Genomic DNA, 16,803 nt, shown 5'->3' on the forward strand with positions numbered 1-16,803 from the left:
CGACGTGTCAAAGTGTTTTCGAACCGGGAGCATCCACGTCAAACGCCCTGCGGGCTCCTTTGCATGGGGTTGTTTTCGATATTTTGGCGGGATCGCTCGTCCGTCCCATCGTGGCCCAACGTGACAGGCCGGCTACTTCGACACGTTCTCCAGCAACAACCCCAGTGCGGTCCTCGCAAACGCATGCATGTTGGCGTGCCGGTCCGCGCTTCCCGTCTCCAGCGTGAACACCGCCTGCGCCGGTCCCGCCACCGCCATGCAGCTATGGCCGGCGGCGTCGCCGTAGCGGTTGCCGGTCGGTCCGGTGGCGCCGGTCTCCGACAGGCCCCAGTCGGTCGCGAAACGCTGGCGGATCTGGCCTGCCAGCAGCTTCGCATAGGGCTCGGATGCCGAGCGGATGCCCTTCATGGCCTCGTCCGGAATGTCCATCAGCAACCGACGCGCGTCGCGGGTGTAGACCACCGCGCCGCCGAGGAAATAGGCCGATGCGCCCGGCACCGACAGCAGCGCCGCCGAGATCAGGCCGCCGGTCGAGGATTCCGCAACCGCAATGGTCTGCTTCCGCGCGACCAGTTGCGCGGCGATCTGTTCGGCAAGGGCAACGAGATCTTTCATGTCAACTCCTGAAAAGCGCGCCAAGTCCGGCACACCAGCGGCGCCAGTCATGCCTTCCTAGCACGGGAGGGTCACGCCTGCCGAGTTGCGGCGTGGGAGCTGCCCTGATTGAATGGGACTGGACAACGCGCCCTCGCCGGCGGAGAGGAAACACCATGACGTCGCCGCTTCCCGGCGGCGTGGATTGCGATCTGCATCCCGCCGTTCCGCATTTGACCAGCCTGTTGCCCTACATGAACGACTACTGGCGCGACCAGGTGACGACGCGCGGCATGACCGACCTGGTGTCGCAATCCTATCCGACCCAATCGCCGATCTCCTCGCGGCCGGACTGGCGGCCGGGGCACGGCAAGCCGGGCTCCCGGCTCGAAGACATGCAGAAGCAGGCGCTGGACCGGTTCGATGTTGCCTACGGCATCTGCAATCCGCTCTACGGTGTGCAGATGGTGTTCTCCGAGGACATGCAGGATGCGTTCTGCCGGGCGCTGAACGACTGGCTGGTCAAGGAGTGGCTCGACCGCGATCCGCGGCTGCGCGGCTCGATCGTGATCCCGACCCAGAGCATCGAGAAATCGGTCGCCGAGATCGAGCGTTGCGCCAAAGACAAGCGCTTCGTCCAGGTGCTGATGCTGGTCATGGGCGACATGCCGCTCGGCAAGCGCGCCTACTGGCCGATCTACGCCGCCGCCGAACGGCTGGGCCTCGCGGTCGGCATTCACGCCGGCAGCGCCTATCACAATCCGCCGACCTCGGTCGGCTGGGGCTCCTATCATGTCGAGGACTATGTGGCGCAGGCGGCCGCGTTCCAGACCCAGCTCACCAGCCTGATCGTGGAGGGCGTGTTCGCCCGTCATCCGAAGCTGAAGATGGTGATGCTGGAATCCGGCTTCACCTGGCTGCCGGCCTATCTGTGGCGGCTGCACAAGTTCTGGCGCGGGGTGCGGATGGAAACGCCCTGGGTCGACCGCGCGCCGCTCGAGATTGTGCGCAGCAACATCCGCTTTTCGCTGCAGCCGGTCGATGCGCCGCCCGATCCGGCGACGTTAAACCGTCTGTTTGACCATATGCAGTCGGATGAATTGCTTCTATTCTCGACCGACTATCCGCACTGGCAATTCGACGGCGACGAGGTGCTCCCGGAAGGGATTTCGCAAGATCTGGTCCGCAAGATCATGATCGACAATCCGCTCGCGACCTATCCCCGTCTGAAGCAGGTTGCCGTCAGGGAGACGACGCCATGAATGTGCAGTTCCGCACCGATCCGTCCGCGTCCGTGAGCGTCAAGACCGCGATCGCCGATTGCGATATCCACCCGGCGCGCGCCACCGCGACCGAGCTCTATCCGTTTCTCGCCAAACGCTGGCACGCGCATCTGGAGACCTACGGCAAGCAGGCCTATCAGGGCATGATGGAGGGCCCGCCCTATCCGAAGGCGCAGCCCAATGCCTCGCGCCGCGACGCCTGGCCGCCGGAGGGCGGGCCGCAGGGGTCCTCGCTGTCGTTCATGCAGAAGCAACTGCTCGACCCGAACAACGTCGCCCTTGGCGTGCTCAATCCACTGAACACCGGGCAGGGGCTGCGCAACCATGATCTGAGCGCGGCGCTGGCGGCCGCGATCAACGACTGGCAGATCGAGAAATGGACCAGCAAGGATTCCCGCCTGAAAGGTTCGATCGTCGTCGCCAACGAGGACGGCCCGGCCGCCGCCGCCGAAATCCGCAAGCGCGCCGGCGATCCGAATTTCGTTCAGGTGCTGCTCTTGAGCCGCAACGTCGAGCCGCTGGGCCAGCGCCGTTACTGGCCGATCTACGAGGCGGCCCAGGAGATCGGCCTGCCGGTCGGCGTCCACGCCTTCGGCTTCGGCGGCAATCCGATCACCGCCTCGGGCTGGCCGAGCTTCTACATCGAGGAAATGGTCGGCCATTCCCAGTGCCAGCAGAGCGCGCTGGCGAGCATCGTGCTCGAGGGCGTGTTCGAGCGCTATCCGAAGCTGAAGATGGTGATGATCGAGGCCGGCTTCGGCTGGGCGCCGTCGCTGGGCTGGCGGCTCGACCGAGGTTTCGAGCGGCTGCACAGCGAAGTGCCGCATCTGAAGCGCAGGCCCTCAGAGTATATCCGCGACCACGTCTGGTGGACCACGCAGCCGATGGAAGACCCGGAACGCCGCGATCACCTGTTCGAAGTGATCGAGTGGATCGGCTGGGACAAGCTGCTGTTCGCGACCGACTACCCGCACTGGGACTATGACGACCCGTCGCGCGTGCTGCCGGCCGGCGTCAGCGACGCCAACCGCGAGGCGTTTTACCTCGGCAACGCCAAGAAGCTGTACGGTATTGCCTGATGGTTCGTCACGTCATAGCCCCGGTGGACGAGTTGCCGCCGGGCACGCGCAAATTCCTCACCATCGACGAACGGCCGATCGCGATCTTCAACATCAAGGGCGAGTTCTTTGGCCTCTTGAACCGCTGTCCGCACCAGGGCGCGGCGCTGTGCGAGGGACCATTGATCGGGCTTGCGCAATCCTCCGATCCCGGCGAAATCGAATATACCCGGCTCGGCGAAATCATCCGCTGTCCCTGGCACGGCTGGGAATTCGACATTCGCACCGGCCAGTCCTATTGCGACCCCAAGCGCTTTCGCGCCCGCGCCTATCCGGTCCACGTCGAACCGGGGTCAAACGTGGTGAAGGGGCCGTATGTGGCGGAAACCATCGCCGTGTCGGTGGAGAGCGATTACGTCGTGGTGGATTTGTAGCCGCCCTGGGCATGCCGATCGGCCTTCCTTGCCCATGCCCGAGGTGATAACCCTTCCCAACGCTCCTGCATGCGGGAGGCGGGAACCCGTTCATCCCGGGGACTAGCGATGAAGAAATCTGGACGGGTTTATCTTGCTGTTTCCGACCGACCTGACCTCGTTCCTCGACCTCATGCGCCAGCACGGCGACGTGGTCTACAGTTTCATGTTTGCCTTTGCGGCGTCTCATAGTCTGCTGCTGACGCTGTTCGCTGGCTACGCGGCGCATGCGGGCGAACTCAGTCTTGGTGCGCTCATCATGGTCTGCTGGTCCGGCAGCTTCACCGGCGATGTGATCCGCTTCTGGATCGGGCGGCGCTATGGCGCCGGCCTGCTCGAGCGGGTTCCGCGGATCGAGCGCCCGGTCCAGACCGTCATCCGCCTGACCGACCGTCACTATGGCTGGATGGTGATGTTGCATCGCTTTCCGCACGGCATCCGCGGGCTCGCGGGGTTTGCCTACGGGATATCAAGGCTGCCGTTGTCTACTTTCCTCGCGCTCAACTTCGTCGCGGCGGGCTTCTGGGCCGGCGCCGTGGTCTCGACCGGCTATGCCTTCGGTCAGTTCTCGGAGAAATCGATCAACAGTGCCTCTTCGGGGTTGGGCATCGTGATGCTGGTCGTGTTCCTTGGCCTGTCCTGGCTGCTGAGCAGGAAGCTCGATCGGATCATGGAGCGGTATTGAGGCGCGCCACGACCGCGAGCACCACGCCCTGCGCGTGCTTGATGAGCTGAACTATTCCGCCGCCCCTTGCGCCAGCGCCTTTCGTTCCATGGCATAGCGTACCAGCGCCGCGAAGCGGTAGATGCCGTGGACGAACTTGCCATAGGGCATGGTGACGAACAGCGCGAACACCACGCCCAGATGCAGCGCCAGCAGCGGCCCCATCGCGGCGGTCTCGCGCCACAGCAACAGCGCCATGCCGGTCAGGCTGGTGAAGAACAGCATCACGATGAAGGCGACGTCCATGCCGCGGCGCGCTCCGTCCGTCAGTTCTGGATCGCGCTGCCATCGCTCGGCGAGGAGGCCCGCCGGTCCGATCAGCAATCCGATGCCGCCGAGCGTGCCCAGCACCACCGGCAGGTCCCACCACGGATAGGGCGCCTGCCGCGCCAGCAGATAGTGATACATCGTGGCGACGCTGGTCGAGGCAAAGCACAGCGCGAAGCCGTAGAATGTCAGGTGATGATAGAGCCTGCGGCGATCGGTCGGGCGGTCGTCCTCGTTGAAGCAGCCGTCGCCGCCGCCGTCGAGATAGCGCAACGTGCCGGCATCGCGGATCGCCTGGAACAGCTCGGCTACGCCGGTCTTGATGCCGGCGGGCTCGCCGATGTCGCGCCAGAACGCGCGCACGCCCATCACCAGCGCTACGATCGCGTAAAGAAAGGCTGCGCCGAACAGGACCACCATCGCATTGTGCGGCATCAGCCTGTAGAACGCGCCCGGACCAATGTGGACGCCGAACAGGACCTGCGGGTCATGCCAGGCGGCAAAGCCGAAAATGAACGCGGCGACGCTGAACGCGGCGATCAGGCTGATGACAAGCCCGTTGCGCGCGAACGCGCCGGCGAAAGCGCGGGGCCAGGCATAGGCCGCATAGGAATCCGCGCGCGCCAGCGCGAGCGTCTTCGGCACATTGACGTTGAATTCATGCGGCGGCGCAAACTGGCAATCGGTGTAGCAGGCGCCGCAGGAATGGCACAGATTGGCCAGATAATTCAGGTCGCCGTCGGAGAACGAGCGTCGCATCTCCATTGCCGGAAACACCGCGCAGAGACCCTCGCAATAGCGGCAGGAATTGCAGACCGTCATCAGGCGGTCGGCTTCTTCCAGGATTCGTGTTCCGTGCATTGCTATGCCGCTTTCTGTTCCAGCTAGTTCCTGGCATTCTTGGCCGCCTCGCGCCCCGCCACCCGTCCGAACACGCTGCCGATGGTCATGCCGATGCCGGCGGCGTAGCCCTTGCCGAGCACGTTGCCGGCCATGATCTCGCCGGCCGCGAACATGTTGGCGGCAGGCGTGCCGTCCTTCATCACCAGGCGCGCCTGCCTGTTCACGCGGGTGCCGAGATAGGTGAAGGTGATGCCGGGCCGCACCGGGTAGGCGAGGTAGGGCGGCGCTTCGATCCGGCGCGCCCAATGCGTTTTCGGCGGCGTCACGCCTTCGGTGCGGCAATCGTCAAGGATGGTGTGGTCGAAGGTGCCGGGGCGCACCGCGGCGTTGAAATCGGTAACGGTCTTTTCCAGCGCCGCCGGCTCGAGCCCGAGCTTGCCGGCAAGCTCGGCGATGCTGGCGCCCTCGATCGGCGGAAACAGCGTCGGCATGAAGCTGTTGCGAACGGACGCGTCGAAGATGATATAGGCGATCTGGTCCGGCTGCGCCGCGACCAGCCGGCCCCAGATCGCGTAGCGCTTCGGCCAGATGTCCTCGCCCTCGTCGTGGAAGCGCTGGGCGTGCTTGTTGACGACGATGCCGAACACCACCGAATCGTGCCGGGTGATGATGCCGCCGTCGAATTTCGGCGCGCGGGCGTCGATGGCGACCGCGTGGCACTGTGTGGGATCGCCGACCTCCTGCACGCCCTTGTCGAGCAGCAGTTTTAGGATCGAGCCGCGGTTGTAGGGCGTGCCGCGGATCAGGAAATTGTCGGCGGCCTCGCCCCAATACTGCTTCAGCCATTCGATGTTGGCTTCAAAACCGCCGGCGGCGGCCACCAGCGTCGAGGCGCGGACCTCCGTGACGCCATCGACCGGCTGGCCGAGGCTGGCCGACAGGAATACGCCGCGCTCGATCTGCAAGTCGGCGACCTCGGCGTCATAGACGATCACGACGCCAAGTTTCTCGGCCGTGCGATAGAGCGCGTTCAGCATCGCCCGGCCGCCGCCGAGGAAGAACGAGTTGGTGCGGCCGAGGCTCAGCGTGCCGCCGAGCGAGGGCTGCCAGCGCACGCCCTGTTCGACGATCCAGTTCAGGATGTCCTTGGATTCCGCGATCATGAACTTCGCGAGTTCCTCGTCGGTCTGCCCGCCGGTCAGGCGCAACAAGTCGTCCCAGAACTCTTCCTCCGTATAGGGGCCGGTGAGGATGTCGGTCGCGGCGTCGTGCGCGCAGCGCATGTTGCGGGTGTGGCGGGTATTGCCGCCGCGGTAGAACTTCGGCGCGCCTTCCAGCACCAGCACCGAAGCGCCCGCGCGACGGGCGCTGATGGCGGCGCACAGCGCGGCGTTGCCGCCGCCGATGACAAGCACATCGAATTTCTGGGAGAGATCGACCATGCACTCTTGTTATCGTTGTTGGCATGGAAATCAAACCGGCGCCCGGCCAGGCAAATCCATGCGCCCAGGCGATTCTCTAGCCTGCTGCAGCGGCCGCGTCACGCGTCTCGTGCGCCTTCGCTGGCGATGAACGCAGCATTATGCGGCGATGTCGCATGAGTCTCGTCGCGCGAAATATCTGCCGGGTCAGGGTTTGCTCTGCACCGAGCCCAGCAGCCATTGCCGGAAGGCCGACAGCTTCGGCGGATCGGTTCGCGCCATCGGCGAGACCAGATAGAATCCGGCGTCGGTCGGCAGCGTCATCTTGAAGGGAACCACCAGCCGGCCCTTGGCGATGTCTTCCTGGACATAGGCGGTGCGGCCCATTGCGACGCCGACGCCGTCGATCGCCGCCTGCACGGTCATGAAAATCAGGTCGAAGGTGACCCCCGGCTGGCGGGAAAAATCGGCCGGCAGTCCGGCGGCCCACAGCCACTGCCGCCAGTCGTCGCTGTTGAAGTTGCTGGTGTGCAGCAGCACGTGATCCCTGAGGTCCTCAGGGCATTTCAGCGGCTTGCTTCCGTTCAAGAGCGCGGGGCTGCAAACCGGGAAAAGCTCGTCCGCCATCAGCCAGTCGGCGCGGACGCCGGGCCACTGGCCGCGACCGTAACGGATCGCGGCGTCGACGGCGTCGCGCTGGAAGTCGACCAGGCTGGTCGAGGTGGTGATGCGCACGTCGATGCCGGGATGGGCCTCCTGAAATGCGGTCAGCCGCGGCAGCAGCCACTTGGCCGCCAGCGACGCCAGCGTCGAGACCGTCAGCACATGGTCGTCATCTCTGCGCAGCAGCCGGTCGGTCGCGAGCCTGAGATCGTTGAAGGCGGCGCGGATGCCGGGGAGGTAGTCCTGCGCCTGCGGCGTCAGCGCCAGTGATCGGTTCTGGCGGACGAACAGGCGGACGCCGAGTTCCTGCTCCAGCCGCTTGATCTGATGGCTGATCGCGGTTTGCGTGACGTTCAGCTCGGACGCCGCCTGCGTGAAGCTCAAATGCCGGGCGGCGGCCTCGAAGGCGCGCAGCCCGTTCAGCGACGGTAGCCTGGCGGTCATCCCCCAAATCCCGTTAGTATGACTTTATATCATGTGAAGTGGTGAGAAGTGTCGTTTGTGGAAGGCGCAATGCAGGCCAATACTAGCATTATATCCTAGATACAGGAGCTAACGATGTCAATTTACACCCATGAATCGATGATATCAAGTCATGAGTCGGGGATTTGGTCCCGGCTGGCCGACACCCTTCAGGTCTGGCTCCAGCGCTACCAATCGCGCCGGGAACTGGCCAAATATTCCGAACGCGAACTGCACGACGTTGGCCTCTCCTGGAGCGATGTCGCCCATGAGGCCAGCAAGCCGTTCTGGCGGGCGTAAGGCCGCACGGCGCCGCTTCCATGGAGCGGCGCCGGCCAACCTCTTTGTGACGGGGACCGGCCGATGACTCCATTCCGTTTCGACGATCTCCGGCAACATTCTGACCTGCTGCGCGTGCGCAGCGGAGCCCAGGTCTCCGTGCGCTTCGTCGAGCCGAGCGACGCCGGGGGGCTGCAGGACTATTTCCGCTCGCTCACGGTCCGCTCCCGCTACAACCGCTTTCTCGGCGCGACCAATGCATTGCCGCCGTCGCTGCTTCAGGATTTCATCCGCGTTGGTGAGGCGGATCGGTTCAGCGTGGTCGTCACCATGGCGGTGAACGGCCATGAGACGATCGTCGGCGAGGCGCGATATGCGTTGGACTTTGACGGCGATCTCGCCTCGATCGAATTCGGGATGTCGATCGACGACCGCTGGCAACGCCACGGCATTGGAACGGCGTTGCTGAAAAATCTCGAATGCCGCGCCGCTTCCCTCGGCGCCGAACTTGTTTTCGGCGACACGCTACGCACCAACGACGCCATGATCACGCCCGCCCGTCGATCCGGCTACGCTTTCAGCGCCACGCCCGGCGACTGGAAGCTGGTTCGCTTCCGCAAGCACATCCAGGTCGAGCCGCAGGACATTCCCTGCGCCAGCGGGCGGCTTGCCGCCTCCCGCGGCGTACAGCCCCCACTTGCGGCTTGACCAGACTGAGCCCGGTTCTGGTGAGCCAGAACCGGGCTATTCTCTCACTGACCCGCAAATACCGGCTTGCGCTTGTCGATGAAGGCTTGCACGGCCTCCTTGTGGTCGGCGGTCGTGGTCAGGCGAACCAGGCGCTCGGCCTCGTGGTCGCGCGCGGTGGCGAAGTCGAACAGCATTGCCTCGTCGAGATTGTCCTTCATGTAGCGCAGCGCCAGCGTCGGGCCTTCGGCGATGGACTTGGCAAGCGCAAAGGCTTCCGCCTGCAGCCTGTCGTCCGCCACCACCCGGTTGACGAGGCCGATGGCCTCGCATCTGTCGGCATCGACCTTCTCGGCGGTGAACATCAGTTCGCGCGCCCGCGACGTCCCCACCAGCCGCGTCAATAGCCAGGCGATGCCGTAATCGCCGGAAAGCGCCACCCGCAGGTAACCGGTGGAGACGAAGGCCGATTGCGCGGCGATCCGGATGTCGCAGGCCATGGCGAGCGCGAGGCCGGCGCCGACCGCAGGGCCGGGCAGCGCAGCGATGGTCGGCTTGCGCACCGAGACCAGCGCGCCGGTCAACAACCGTTGCCGCTCCTGCAGGTCGGCGACCTTCTCGTCGTAGGACATTTCGAGTTTCTTCTTGTCGCGATGCGCGCCCATGCCCTTGACGTCGCCGCCGGCGCAGAATGCGGTGCCGGCTCCGGTAATCAGCAGCACGCCGACATCCGGATTTTCGCCGCAGGCCTTGATCATGCTGCGCAACGCCGGCGTCAGCCTGTCCGACATCGCGTTGCGGACTTCGGGGCGGTTCAGCGTGATGACGGCGACGCGGTCGCGGATCACGCAGAGCAATTCGTCGGTGCCGGTGTCGATCCTGGTTTCGGTGGTCATGGTTCTCCCTTTTCAATTTTCCGTCATTCCGGGATGGTGCGCCAGCACCAGAGCTCAGATGCGCAATTGCGCATCGGGGAATCTCGAGATTCCGGGTCTGGTCCTTCGGACCATCCCGGAATGACGACGACGGCTAAAACTTCTCCACCCACGGCCGCAGCTCAACCTCCCAGGTCCATGCGCTGCGCGGTTGCTGCAACACGTTCCAGTAGCTCAGCGCAATCGCGTCGGGATCGAGCATCGAGTCAGGCTTGTCGGCGGGTTCTGCCCGTTGTGCGCTGCGGATTCCGCCATCGATGACGAAATGCGCGACATGAATGCCCAATGGCGACAATTCACGCGCCAGGCTCTGGGCCAGCCCGCGCAACGCGAACTTCCCCATCGCGAACGGTGCTGATTGCGGATAGCCCTTGACGCTGGCGGAAGCGCCGGTGAACAGGATCGCGCCGTGCTTGCCCGGCAGCATGCGCTGCGCCGCCTGCTGCGCCACCAGGAAGCCGCCGAACGCCGAGACCGCGATCGCCTGGGCGACGTCTGCTGCGACCAGATCGGTGAAGGCGCCGCGCGCCCGGCCGCTGGCATTGTAGACGACGATGTCGGGGGTGCCGATCTCGCGCTCGACCAGGCCGAACAGCCGCTCGACCTCTTCGGGCTCGGTGGCGTTGCAGGCAAAGGCGCGGGCGCCGGTTTCGGTGCAGAGCGCGCCGAGTTTCTCCAGTCTGCGCGCGGCCAGCGCAACCTTGATGCCTTCGCGCGCGAACAGCCGGGCCAGCGACGCGCTCAAACCTTCGCCGGCGCCGACGATCAGGGCGGTGTTGTACTTTGGAATTTCCATGAGCGCGGTCCTCGGATGGTGGGAAGTTGGTATCTAGGCGCGCAATCCCGCAAGGCAACCCGCGGCCGCGAGGATCAGGTCGAGCTCCCGCTTGTCGGCGACTTCAGCATACTTGGCGCGGAGCATGCCGAGCGAGCGGGCGTGATATTTTTGCGGCTTCTGTATCCAGACCTTGTCGCCAAGCGTGACGCTGAATTCCTCCCGCGCCTCCGCCAGCGCTTTCTCGTTGGCAAGTGTCCAGGTCCAGAAATGCCGCCCGACCTGTTTGGTCAGGATCGGCATCATCGTCGGCGCCAGCGTCTTCCACGCCTCGAACACGCCCTCGGCCCGCGGCCACAGCATGCGGTGGATCCAGTCGAGCACATGCGGTGCGTTGCCTTCGATCAAGGCTCCCGCGGTCGGGTCGGTCCACAGTTCATAGAGCTGTCCCCAAAGGCCGAAGTCGCCGAACGCCGGCCTGCCGCCGAAGAGATATGGACGGGTCGAGAGGTGATCTTCGAGCATGCCCAGCGTGTCCTGGAAGCCCTCTTCGATCTGCGACGCCGTCAGCTCATTCGAGCCGACAAACCAGACCCGCTCCACCATGCGGGTGCGAACCTGCTCGGCAAGCGCGGCATGCTCCTCCTCGCTTGCCTTGGGCGCGCGCATGCGGGCGAGGCGACCGGCGGAGCAGTGCTGGTCGATCGCGCGCGCCCAGCGATAGTGAAACATCCATTTGTTGCCCCATTCGTCGCCGAATTCCTCGATCAGCGTTGATATGAAGTTTGTAACCGGTTCGGCCGGATGAATCGACGGCTCGGGGTGAAGCTTCTCGATCTGTTCGATGATCGGCGTGGAATCCTGGATGCCAGTACCTTCGGGCGTCACCACCAGCGGGATGATCGGCATCCTGGCGTGTTTCTCGAACTCCGCCTGGCTCGCCGCGTTGCGCGGAATCCACACGTGCGGAATAGCCTTGTAGCGGAAATAGGAGCGGACCTTGACCGAGTAGGGCGACATCTCGGCGCCGATGATGCGGTATCCGTTCGCCATGGATTGGTCCTCCAATTATGCCTGTTGACGGCGCGACCGCCTGCGCTATCGGTAGATGATCAAGATCGGGCGCAACGGACAAGGCATAAAAATGCAGCCACTCAAGCAGGATCGCGTGACGGCCTCGGCCAGCCAGCCGGGATTGCTGGCGCCGGACACCACGGGGATGAACTTTTACCGGGCCGATCCGGCGCTGGCGGATCTGCTTCGCCTGCATCTGCCCGATGCCCTGTTCCGCCATATCGAGCCGCATCTCGACCGTCTCGGCGCACTTGCCGGCGGTCATCTCGACGAGTGCGCGCGGCTTGCCGACCGCCACCCGCCGGTGCTGCACCCGCGCGACCGTTTCGGCCGCGATATCCAGCATATCGAATATCACCCGGCCTATCGCGAACTGGAGAAGGCCGCGTTCGGCGAATTCGGCATCCACGCGATGTCGATCCGCAAGGGCATCATGGGCTGGCCGGACAAATACCCCGTCGTCGCCAAGCACGCTTTTACGTTCCTGTTCAATCAGGCCGAGTTCGGGTTGGGCTGTCCGATCAACGTCACCGACGGCTGCGCCAAGCTGCTCGACAAATTCGGCAGCGCCGCGTTGAAGGCGAAATATCTGGACGGACTGACCCAGACCGACATAGGCAGATTGACCCAGGGTGGCCAGTTCATGACCGAGAAGGAAGGCGGCTCCGACGTCGGCACGCTGACGACCTCGGCCGTGCAGGAAGGCGACCACTGGCGGCTGTACGGCGAGAAATGGTTCTGCTCCAACGCGGACGCCGAGGTGGTGATGCTGCTGGCGCGGCCGGAAGGCGCCGGGCCGGGAACGCGCGGGGTCGGCCTGTTCCTGATGCCGCGGCGGCTCGATGACGGCTCGCCAAACCACTACCGGATCGTTCGCCTGAAGGACAAGCTCGGCACCCGCTCGATGGCCTCGGGCGAGATCAAGCTCGAAGGCGCGATCGCCTATGCGGTCGGCAAGCTCGACCGCGGCTTCGTGCAGATGGCCGAAATGGTCAATTCCTCCCGGCTTTCGAACGGCGTCAAATCCACCGCGCTGATGCGCCGGGCCCACCATGACGCGATGACGGTGGCGAAAAATCGAATCGTGTTCGGCCAGCGCATCATCGACCTGCCGCTGGCGCAGCGGCAGTTGATGAAGATAGCGCTTGCGACCGAACAGGCGCTGTCGATGAGCTTTCTCACCGCCGACGCGCTCGACCGCGCCGAAGCCGGCAGCCAGGATGCCGCGGCGCTGCTGCGCATCCTGACGCCGACGCTGAAATTCCGCGCCACCCGCGACGCCCGCAAGGTCTGCGGCGATGCGCTGGAGATGCGCGGCGGCATCGGCTACATTGAGGAATTCGCAACCAGCAGGCTGTTGCGCGACGCTCATCTCGGCTCGATCTGGGAAGGCACCGGCAATATCGTGGCGATCGATGCGCTGAAGCGGGCGGTCGGCCGGCACGGCGCCGACGCCGCGCTGGCCGCCGACCTGCATGCGCGTCTCGATGACAGCCCCAACGTACCGCAGGCCTGGCGCGATCGCTTGCGGGCATTGACGGACCGCGCCATCGGCTTCGCCCGCGAGGTCGCCGGCCGTACCGATCATGAGGGCGACGCGCGGCGCGCCACCAGCCTATTATACCACGTCGCCAGCGCGGTCGCGCTGGCCTGGGAGGGCGGCCGGATTCACGAGATGCGCGGCGATGCGCGGCGACTGCTGCTGTCGCGCCTGGTGGTTGACCATCGCATATCGCCTGGCGATCCGTTCCGGCTAACGGAAAATGCCGGCCAGCGCGCGATATCGGGCCATCTGCTCGGCGAGCGTAGCGTCGGGATGGCCGAGGTTGGCGAACTGCTCGTCGAAGCGTAGGCTTCTTACCTCTCCCAAGGGGAGAGGTCGGATCGCGCCAGCGATCCGGGTGAGGGGGAGCGCTCTATCGATAGACCGGAACCCCTCGCCCGGACCGCATCGTTGATGCGCTCCGACCTCTCCCGTTCGGGAGAGGTAAGAAAGCGCCGCGACACAAAGATAAACAATAGGGAGCACCCGATGAAGGCCGCCGTTCTGTTTGAAGTCAACAAGCCGCTGGTGATCGAGGACGTCAGCCTGCCGAACCCCGGCCCGCGCGAAGTCCTGATCCGCACCCGCGTCGCCGGCCTCTGCCATTCCGACCTGCATTTCATGGAAGGGTTGTACCCGCATCCGCTGCCTGCGGTGCTGGGCCATGAATCCGCCGGTGTGGTCGAGAAGGTCGGGTCCGACGTCACCTATGTGAAGCCGGGCGATCACGTCGTGACCTGCCTGTCGGTGTTCTGCGGCACCTGCGACAACTGCACCACCGGCCGCACGGTGCTGTGCACCGATACGACGGTGAAGATGCTGCCCGGCCAGTCCAACCGGCTGTCCTGGGCGCGCTCGGAGAAGCTCAATCAGTTCCTTAACCTGTCCTCGTTCGCCGAGCAGATGCTGGTTCACGAGAACGCCATCGTCAAAATCCGCAAGGACATGCCGCTCGAACTCGCCGCGCTGATCGGCTGCGGCGTCATCACCGGTTATGGCGCGGTCGTCAACACCGCAGGCGTCAAGGCCGGCGAGACGGTCGCGGTGATCGGCTGTGGCGGCGTCGGCATGGCCGCGATCAACGGCGCGGCGATCGCCGGCGCCGGACGCATCATCGCGATCGACACCAATCCGGCCAAGCTGCAGCTTGCCACCAAGCTCGGCGCCACCGACATCGTCGATCCCCGCAATGGCGACGTGGTGCAGCAGGTCCGCGACCTCACCAATGGCGGCGTGCAGCATTCATTCGAGGTGCTGGGACGCAAGGAAACCGCGGAGCAGTCGTTCGCCATGCTGGCGCCCGGCGGCACCGCGACCATCGTCGGCATGATTCCATTCGGCCAGAAGATCGAGCTGCACGGTTTCGACTTCCTGCGCGAACGCCGGATCCAGGGCTCCTCGATGGGCTCCAACCATTTCCGCGTCGACATGCCCCGCCTGGTCGAGTTCTACATGCGCGGCAAGCTGCACCTTGAGGACTGGATCTCGGCCAAGCTCAAGCTGTCGGAGATCAACGAAGGCTTTGCCGCCATGAAAGCCGGCAAGACGCTGCGCAGCGTCATCATGTTCGACAGCTGAAGACAACGTCGTCATCCCGGGGCGATGCGAAGCATCGAACTACGGTGCGCAATTGCGCACCTGAGGATCTCGAGATTCCGGGTTCAGCCCTGTCGGGCTGCCCCGGAATGACGGGCTCATCTCACCGTGACACATGCGCTGACACCGCGAGCCACTTGCCGTCCTGTTTCGCCCAGCAATCGGTATATCGCCCTTGGGCCGGCTGGCCGTCCGCGGTCGTGTAGCTGGTGGCGGCGTGGATGATGGCGAAGTCGCCGAGCAGGCGGATTTTGACGTCGCGCGCCGTCAGATTCCTGATCGTCACGGGAATTGAGCTCTGCTTCAGAAACGCAGCGCGATCGACCAGCGTCTTGTCGGGATTCGAGCAGTAGAAGTCGGCAGCAAGGATCTCGTCGAAGCGCTTGACGTCGGAGTGTTGTACCGAGGCGACGTAGTCGCGGTTGAGCGCGGTGAGTTCGTCGATATCGTTGTTCATTGGTTTCTCCCCTCGTCATTCCGGGGCGCGCGCGGAGCGTGCGAACCCGGAATCCAGAGATGATCAGCTCCAGATTCCGGGTTCGCGCATTGCGCGCCCCGGAATGACGAGGCTGAGAGGCTAATCATCAAACATCGGCGGCGGCTTGAAGCCGCCGAATTCGTGCTCGATCAGTTCGGCCAATTTCAGGGGTGTACGGTCTTCCAGCCAGGGACCGACGATCTGTACCCCGATCGGCAATCCATCGGGCGCAAAGCCGGTCGGGATCGCGGTAGCGGGCAGGCCGGGCAGGGTGGCGATGCCGGGCCAAGCCAACTGGTCAGGGTAGACATAGTCCTTGCCGTCGATATTGACGCGGCGCTTTTCCTGGTCGTCCGAATGATCGTGCGGATAGGCCGGCGTCGGCATGATCGGACAGATCACCGCGTCGTAGGTCCGGAACAGCTCGCGCCATTGCGCGCGCAGGCGCGAACGTCCGCCGTCGGCCATCAACCAGTCGCGATGACCGAGCGCGATGCCACGCAGGCGCTCGGCGGCGAGGCTGTTGTCCTCGGCCGGCAGCGCCGCGGCGGCAGCTTGCGCGCCGGCATAGACTTCCTGCGCGAACGACGCGGAGAGGAACGACATCAGCATCCGCATATAGAGCCGGCTCGACGCGGCGAAGTCGGGCAACAAGGGACTGCTGCGGTCGACCTTGACGCCGGCCCCGGCAAGGTTCGTCGCGAGTCGTTCCAGCGTACCGCGCACCACGCCGTCGGTCGGCATGACCGGATCGGTGTCGATTAGCAGCACGCGAAAGTTCTTCAGCACAGTATGCCGCGCCGCCGGCAGCGAGAGATGATAGGCCTTGCCGGCCTCCAGCGGATCGGGTCCGGCGATGACGTCCAGCAGCAGCGAAAGGTCGGCCGCACTGCGCGCCATCGGCCCGATCACGCTGAGGTCGCGGTTGGACGGCAGTGGCGGCAGCGGCGGCGGGGTATGGCCGCGCATGGCGACGAGGTCGAAGGTCGGCTTGTGCGCATAGACGCCGCAATGAAAGGCGGGCACGCGCAGCGAACCGCCGATATCCGAGCCGAGCGACAGCGGGCCATACCCCGCCGCGAGCGCCGCCGACGACCCGCCGGAAGAGCCGCCTGGCGTGCGGCCGAGATGATACGGGTTGTTGCTGGTGCCGTAGATCTCGTTGTAGCTCTGCCAGTCGGCGAGCCCGATTGGCACGTTGGTCTTGCCAAGGATGACGCCGCCGGCGCCCTTGACCCGCGTGATCGGCAGCGCGTCCTCCGCGGGCTGGAAATCCTTCTGCGCCGGATTACCCCAGGTCGTCGGCAGGCCCGCGACGTTGTAGGATTCCTTCACCGTCATGGGGATGCCGAGCAGCGGCTTCTTCTCACCGCGCGCCAGTTCAGCGTCGGCGGCGCGGGCGGCGGCAAGGCCGCGCTCGAAGTCGCGAACGCAGATCGCGTTTATCTTCTCGTCGTGCCGCTCGATACGGCCGATCGCGTCCTGCGCCAGTTCGACGGCGGAGACTTTCCTGGTCGCCAGCGCGGACGACAGTTCGACCGCGGTCTTGAAGCTCCATTGCGATCTGGTCAAGTCGTTCTCCCGTCGTCCGTCGGCGGCGCGGATGATGCTCAGTTTGCGCGCGGGCCGCAAGACGGGTGCGTCGGGC

At 65.0% G+C, this 16,803-nt stretch carries 17 protein-coding genes; 8 read left to right on the forward strand and 9 right to left on the reverse strand.

The window, feature by feature from the left end; translation table 11 throughout:
• Positions 1–132 precede the first annotated feature (132 nt).
• Complete coding sequence (locus Q0D31_RS14935; protein WP_291852260.1) at positions 133–615, reverse strand: CinA family protein; 483 nt, start codon at positions 613–615, stop codon at positions 133–135.
• A 155-nt stretch (positions 616–770) separates the two neighbouring features.
• On the opposite strand from Q0D31_RS14935, the gene Q0D31_RS14940 reads away from it, so the two are divergent.
• The 4 genes from Q0D31_RS14940 to Q0D31_RS14955 all read left to right on the forward strand — a co-directional run bounded on the left by Q0D31_RS14940 (position 771) and on the right by Q0D31_RS14955 (position 4,093).
• Complete coding sequence (locus tag Q0D31_RS14940) at positions 771–1,856, forward strand: amidohydrolase family protein (protein ID WP_291852264.1); 1,086 nt, start codon at positions 771–773, stop codon at positions 1,854–1,856.
• Positions 1,853–2,956 (forward strand): amidohydrolase family protein, encoded by a 1,104-nt coding sequence (locus Q0D31_RS14945; RefSeq protein ID WP_291852266.1) that lies wholly within the window; start codon positions 1,853–1,855, stop codon positions 2,954–2,956. The genes Q0D31_RS14940 and Q0D31_RS14945 overlap by 4 nt, the downstream gene beginning before the upstream one ends.
• Positions 2,956–3,369 carry a Rieske (2Fe-2S) protein gene (locus Q0D31_RS14950; protein ID WP_291852269.1) on the forward strand — a complete coding sequence of 138 codons (414 nt, stop codon included), beginning with the start codon at positions 2,956–2,958 and terminating at the stop codon, positions 3,367–3,369. Before Q0D31_RS14945 ends, Q0D31_RS14950 begins: the two co-directional genes overlap by 1 nt.
• Positions 3,370–3,502: 133 nt before the next feature.
• Entirely contained in the window at positions 3,503–4,093 is a 591-nt protein-coding gene (locus Q0D31_RS14955) for a DedA family protein (protein WP_291852272.1), read from the forward strand.
• Positions 4,094–4,144: 51 nt separating this feature from the next.
• On the opposite strand, the gene tcuB is transcribed toward Q0D31_RS14955, so the two are convergent.
• The 3 genes from tcuB to Q0D31_RS14970 all read right to left on the reverse strand — a co-directional run bounded on the left by tcuB (position 4,145) and on the right by Q0D31_RS14970 (position 7,770).
• Positions 4,145–5,260 carry a tricarballylate utilization 4Fe-4S protein TcuB gene (gene tcuB, locus Q0D31_RS14960; protein WP_291852275.1) on the reverse strand — a complete coding sequence of 372 codons (1,116 nt, stop codon included), beginning with the start codon at positions 5,258–5,260 and terminating at the stop codon, positions 4,145–4,147.
• A gap of 23 nt (positions 5,261–5,283) precedes the next feature.
• A complete protein-coding gene (tcuA, locus tag Q0D31_RS14965; protein ID WP_291852279.1) occupies positions 5,284–6,684 on the reverse strand; it encodes an FAD-dependent tricarballylate dehydrogenase TcuA in 1,401 nt (466 codons plus the stop codon).
• Between the two features lie 186 nt (positions 6,685–6,870).
• A complete protein-coding gene (locus tag Q0D31_RS14970; RefSeq protein WP_291852280.1) occupies positions 6,871–7,770 on the reverse strand; it encodes a transcriptional regulator GcvA in 900 nt (299 codons plus the stop codon).
• 114 nt (positions 7,771–7,884) lie between these two features.
• On the opposite strand from Q0D31_RS14970, the gene Q0D31_RS14975 reads away from it, so the two are divergent.
• On the forward strand, positions 7,885–8,088 hold the full coding sequence (locus Q0D31_RS14975) for a DUF1127 domain-containing protein (protein WP_291852282.1): 204 nt from the start codon (positions 7,885–7,887) through the stop codon (positions 8,086–8,088).
• Positions 8,089–8,151: 63 nt separating this feature from the next.
• Positions 8,152–8,775: a GNAT family N-acetyltransferase gene (locus tag Q0D31_RS14980; protein WP_291852284.1), complete on the forward strand. Its 624-nt coding sequence runs from the start codon at positions 8,152–8,154 to the stop codon at positions 8,773–8,775.
• Between the two features lie 44 nt (positions 8,776–8,819).
• On the opposite strand, the gene Q0D31_RS14985 is transcribed toward Q0D31_RS14980, so the two are convergent.
• From Q0D31_RS14985 to Q0D31_RS14995, 3 genes are all read right to left on the reverse strand, one after another.
• Positions 8,820–9,650 (reverse strand): enoyl-CoA hydratase, encoded by an 831-nt coding sequence (locus tag Q0D31_RS14985; protein ID WP_291852286.1) that lies wholly within the window; start codon positions 9,648–9,650, stop codon positions 8,820–8,822.
• A gap of 133 nt (positions 9,651–9,783) precedes the next feature.
• Positions 9,784–10,485 (reverse strand): SDR family NAD(P)-dependent oxidoreductase, encoded by a 702-nt coding sequence (locus Q0D31_RS14990; protein WP_291852289.1) that lies wholly within the window; start codon positions 10,483–10,485, stop codon positions 9,784–9,786.
• A gap of 33 nt (positions 10,486–10,518) precedes the next feature.
• Positions 10,519–11,517, reverse strand: a complete 999-nt coding sequence (locus Q0D31_RS14995; protein WP_291852291.1) for a glutathione S-transferase family protein — start codon at positions 11,515–11,517, stop codon at positions 10,519–10,521.
• Positions 11,518–11,608: 91 nt separating this feature from the next.
• Here Q0D31_RS14995 and Q0D31_RS15000 point away from each other — a divergent pair, with 91 nt between their 5' ends.
• Positions 11,609–13,390 (forward strand): acyl-CoA dehydrogenase family protein, encoded by a 1,782-nt coding sequence (locus tag Q0D31_RS15000; RefSeq protein ID WP_291852293.1) that lies wholly within the window; start codon positions 11,609–11,611, stop codon positions 13,388–13,390.
• Between the two features lie 180 nt (positions 13,391–13,570).
• On the forward strand, positions 13,571–14,659 hold the full coding sequence (locus tag Q0D31_RS15005; RefSeq protein WP_291852297.1) for a Zn-dependent alcohol dehydrogenase: 1,089 nt from the start codon (positions 13,571–13,573) through the stop codon (positions 14,657–14,659).
• A 121-nt stretch (positions 14,660–14,780) separates the two neighbouring features.
• Here Q0D31_RS15005 and Q0D31_RS15010 read toward each other — a convergent pair whose 3' ends face one another.
• The gene (locus Q0D31_RS15010; protein ID WP_291852300.1) at positions 14,781–15,134 is read right to left on the reverse strand and encodes a nuclear transport factor 2 family protein; all 354 of its coding nucleotides are present in this window, start codon (positions 15,132–15,134) and stop codon (positions 14,781–14,783) included.
• A gap of 120 nt (positions 15,135–15,254) precedes the next feature.
• Positions 15,255–16,727 carry an amidase gene (locus tag Q0D31_RS15015; RefSeq protein WP_291852446.1) on the reverse strand — a complete coding sequence of 491 codons (1,473 nt, stop codon included), beginning with the start codon at positions 16,725–16,727 and terminating at the stop codon, positions 15,255–15,257.
• Positions 16,728–16,803: the final 76 nt, after the last annotated feature.

This window comes from Bradyrhizobium sp., assembly GCF_022844465.1.
Classification (GTDB): Bacteria; Pseudomonadota; Alphaproteobacteria; order Rhizobiales; family Xanthobacteraceae; genus Bradyrhizobium.

Bases quoted from the DNA above. Each gene is read 5' to 3' on its own strand.
- Q0D31_RS14935 (WP_291852260.1), bottom strand. From the start codon at position 615: ATGAAAGATCTCGTTGCCCTTGCCGAACAGATCGCCGCGCAACTGGTC.
- Q0D31_RS14940 (WP_291852264.1), top strand. From the start codon at position 771: ATGACGTCGCCGCTTCCCGGCGGCGTGGATTGCGATCTGCATCCCGCC.
- Q0D31_RS14945 (WP_291852266.1), top strand. From the start codon at position 1,853: ATGAATGTGCAGTTCCGCACCGATCCGTCCGCGTCCGTGAGCGTCAAG.
- Q0D31_RS14950 (WP_291852269.1), top strand. From the start codon at position 2,956: ATGGTTCGTCACGTCATAGCCCCGGTGGACGAGTTGCCGCCGGGCACG.
- tcuB (WP_291852275.1), bottom strand. From the start codon at position 5,260: ATGCACGGAACACGAATCCTGGAAGAAGCCGACCGCCTGATGACGGTC.
- tcuA (WP_291852279.1), bottom strand. From the start codon at position 6,684: ATGGTCGATCTCTCCCAGAAATTCGATGTGCTTGTCATCGGCGGCGGC.
- Q0D31_RS14970 (WP_291852280.1), bottom strand. From the start codon at position 7,770: ATGACCGCCAGGCTACCGTCGCTGAACGGGCTGCGCGCCTTCGAGGCC.
- Q0D31_RS14975 (WP_291852282.1), top strand. From the start codon at position 7,885: ATGTCAATTTACACCCATGAATCGATGATATCAAGTCATGAGTCGGGG.
- Q0D31_RS14980 (WP_291852284.1), top strand. From the start codon at position 8,152: ATGACTCCATTCCGTTTCGACGATCTCCGGCAACATTCTGACCTGCTG.
- Q0D31_RS14985 (WP_291852286.1), bottom strand. From the start codon at position 9,650: ATGACCACCGAAACCAGGATCGACACCGGCACCGACGAATTGCTCTGC.
- Q0D31_RS14990 (WP_291852289.1), bottom strand. From the start codon at position 10,485: ATGGAAATTCCAAAGTACAACACCGCCCTGATCGTCGGCGCCGGCGAA.
- Q0D31_RS14995 (WP_291852291.1), bottom strand. From the start codon at position 11,517: ATGGCGAACGGATACCGCATCATCGGCGCCGAGATGTCGCCCTACTCG.
- Q0D31_RS15000 (WP_291852293.1), top strand. From the start codon at position 11,609: ATGCAGCCACTCAAGCAGGATCGCGTGACGGCCTCGGCCAGCCAGCCG.
- Q0D31_RS15005 (WP_291852297.1), top strand. From the start codon at position 13,571: ATGAAGGCCGCCGTTCTGTTTGAAGTCAACAAGCCGCTGGTGATCGAG.
- Q0D31_RS15010 (WP_291852300.1), bottom strand. From the start codon at position 15,134: ATGAACAACGATATCGACGAACTCACCGCGCTCAACCGCGACTACGTC.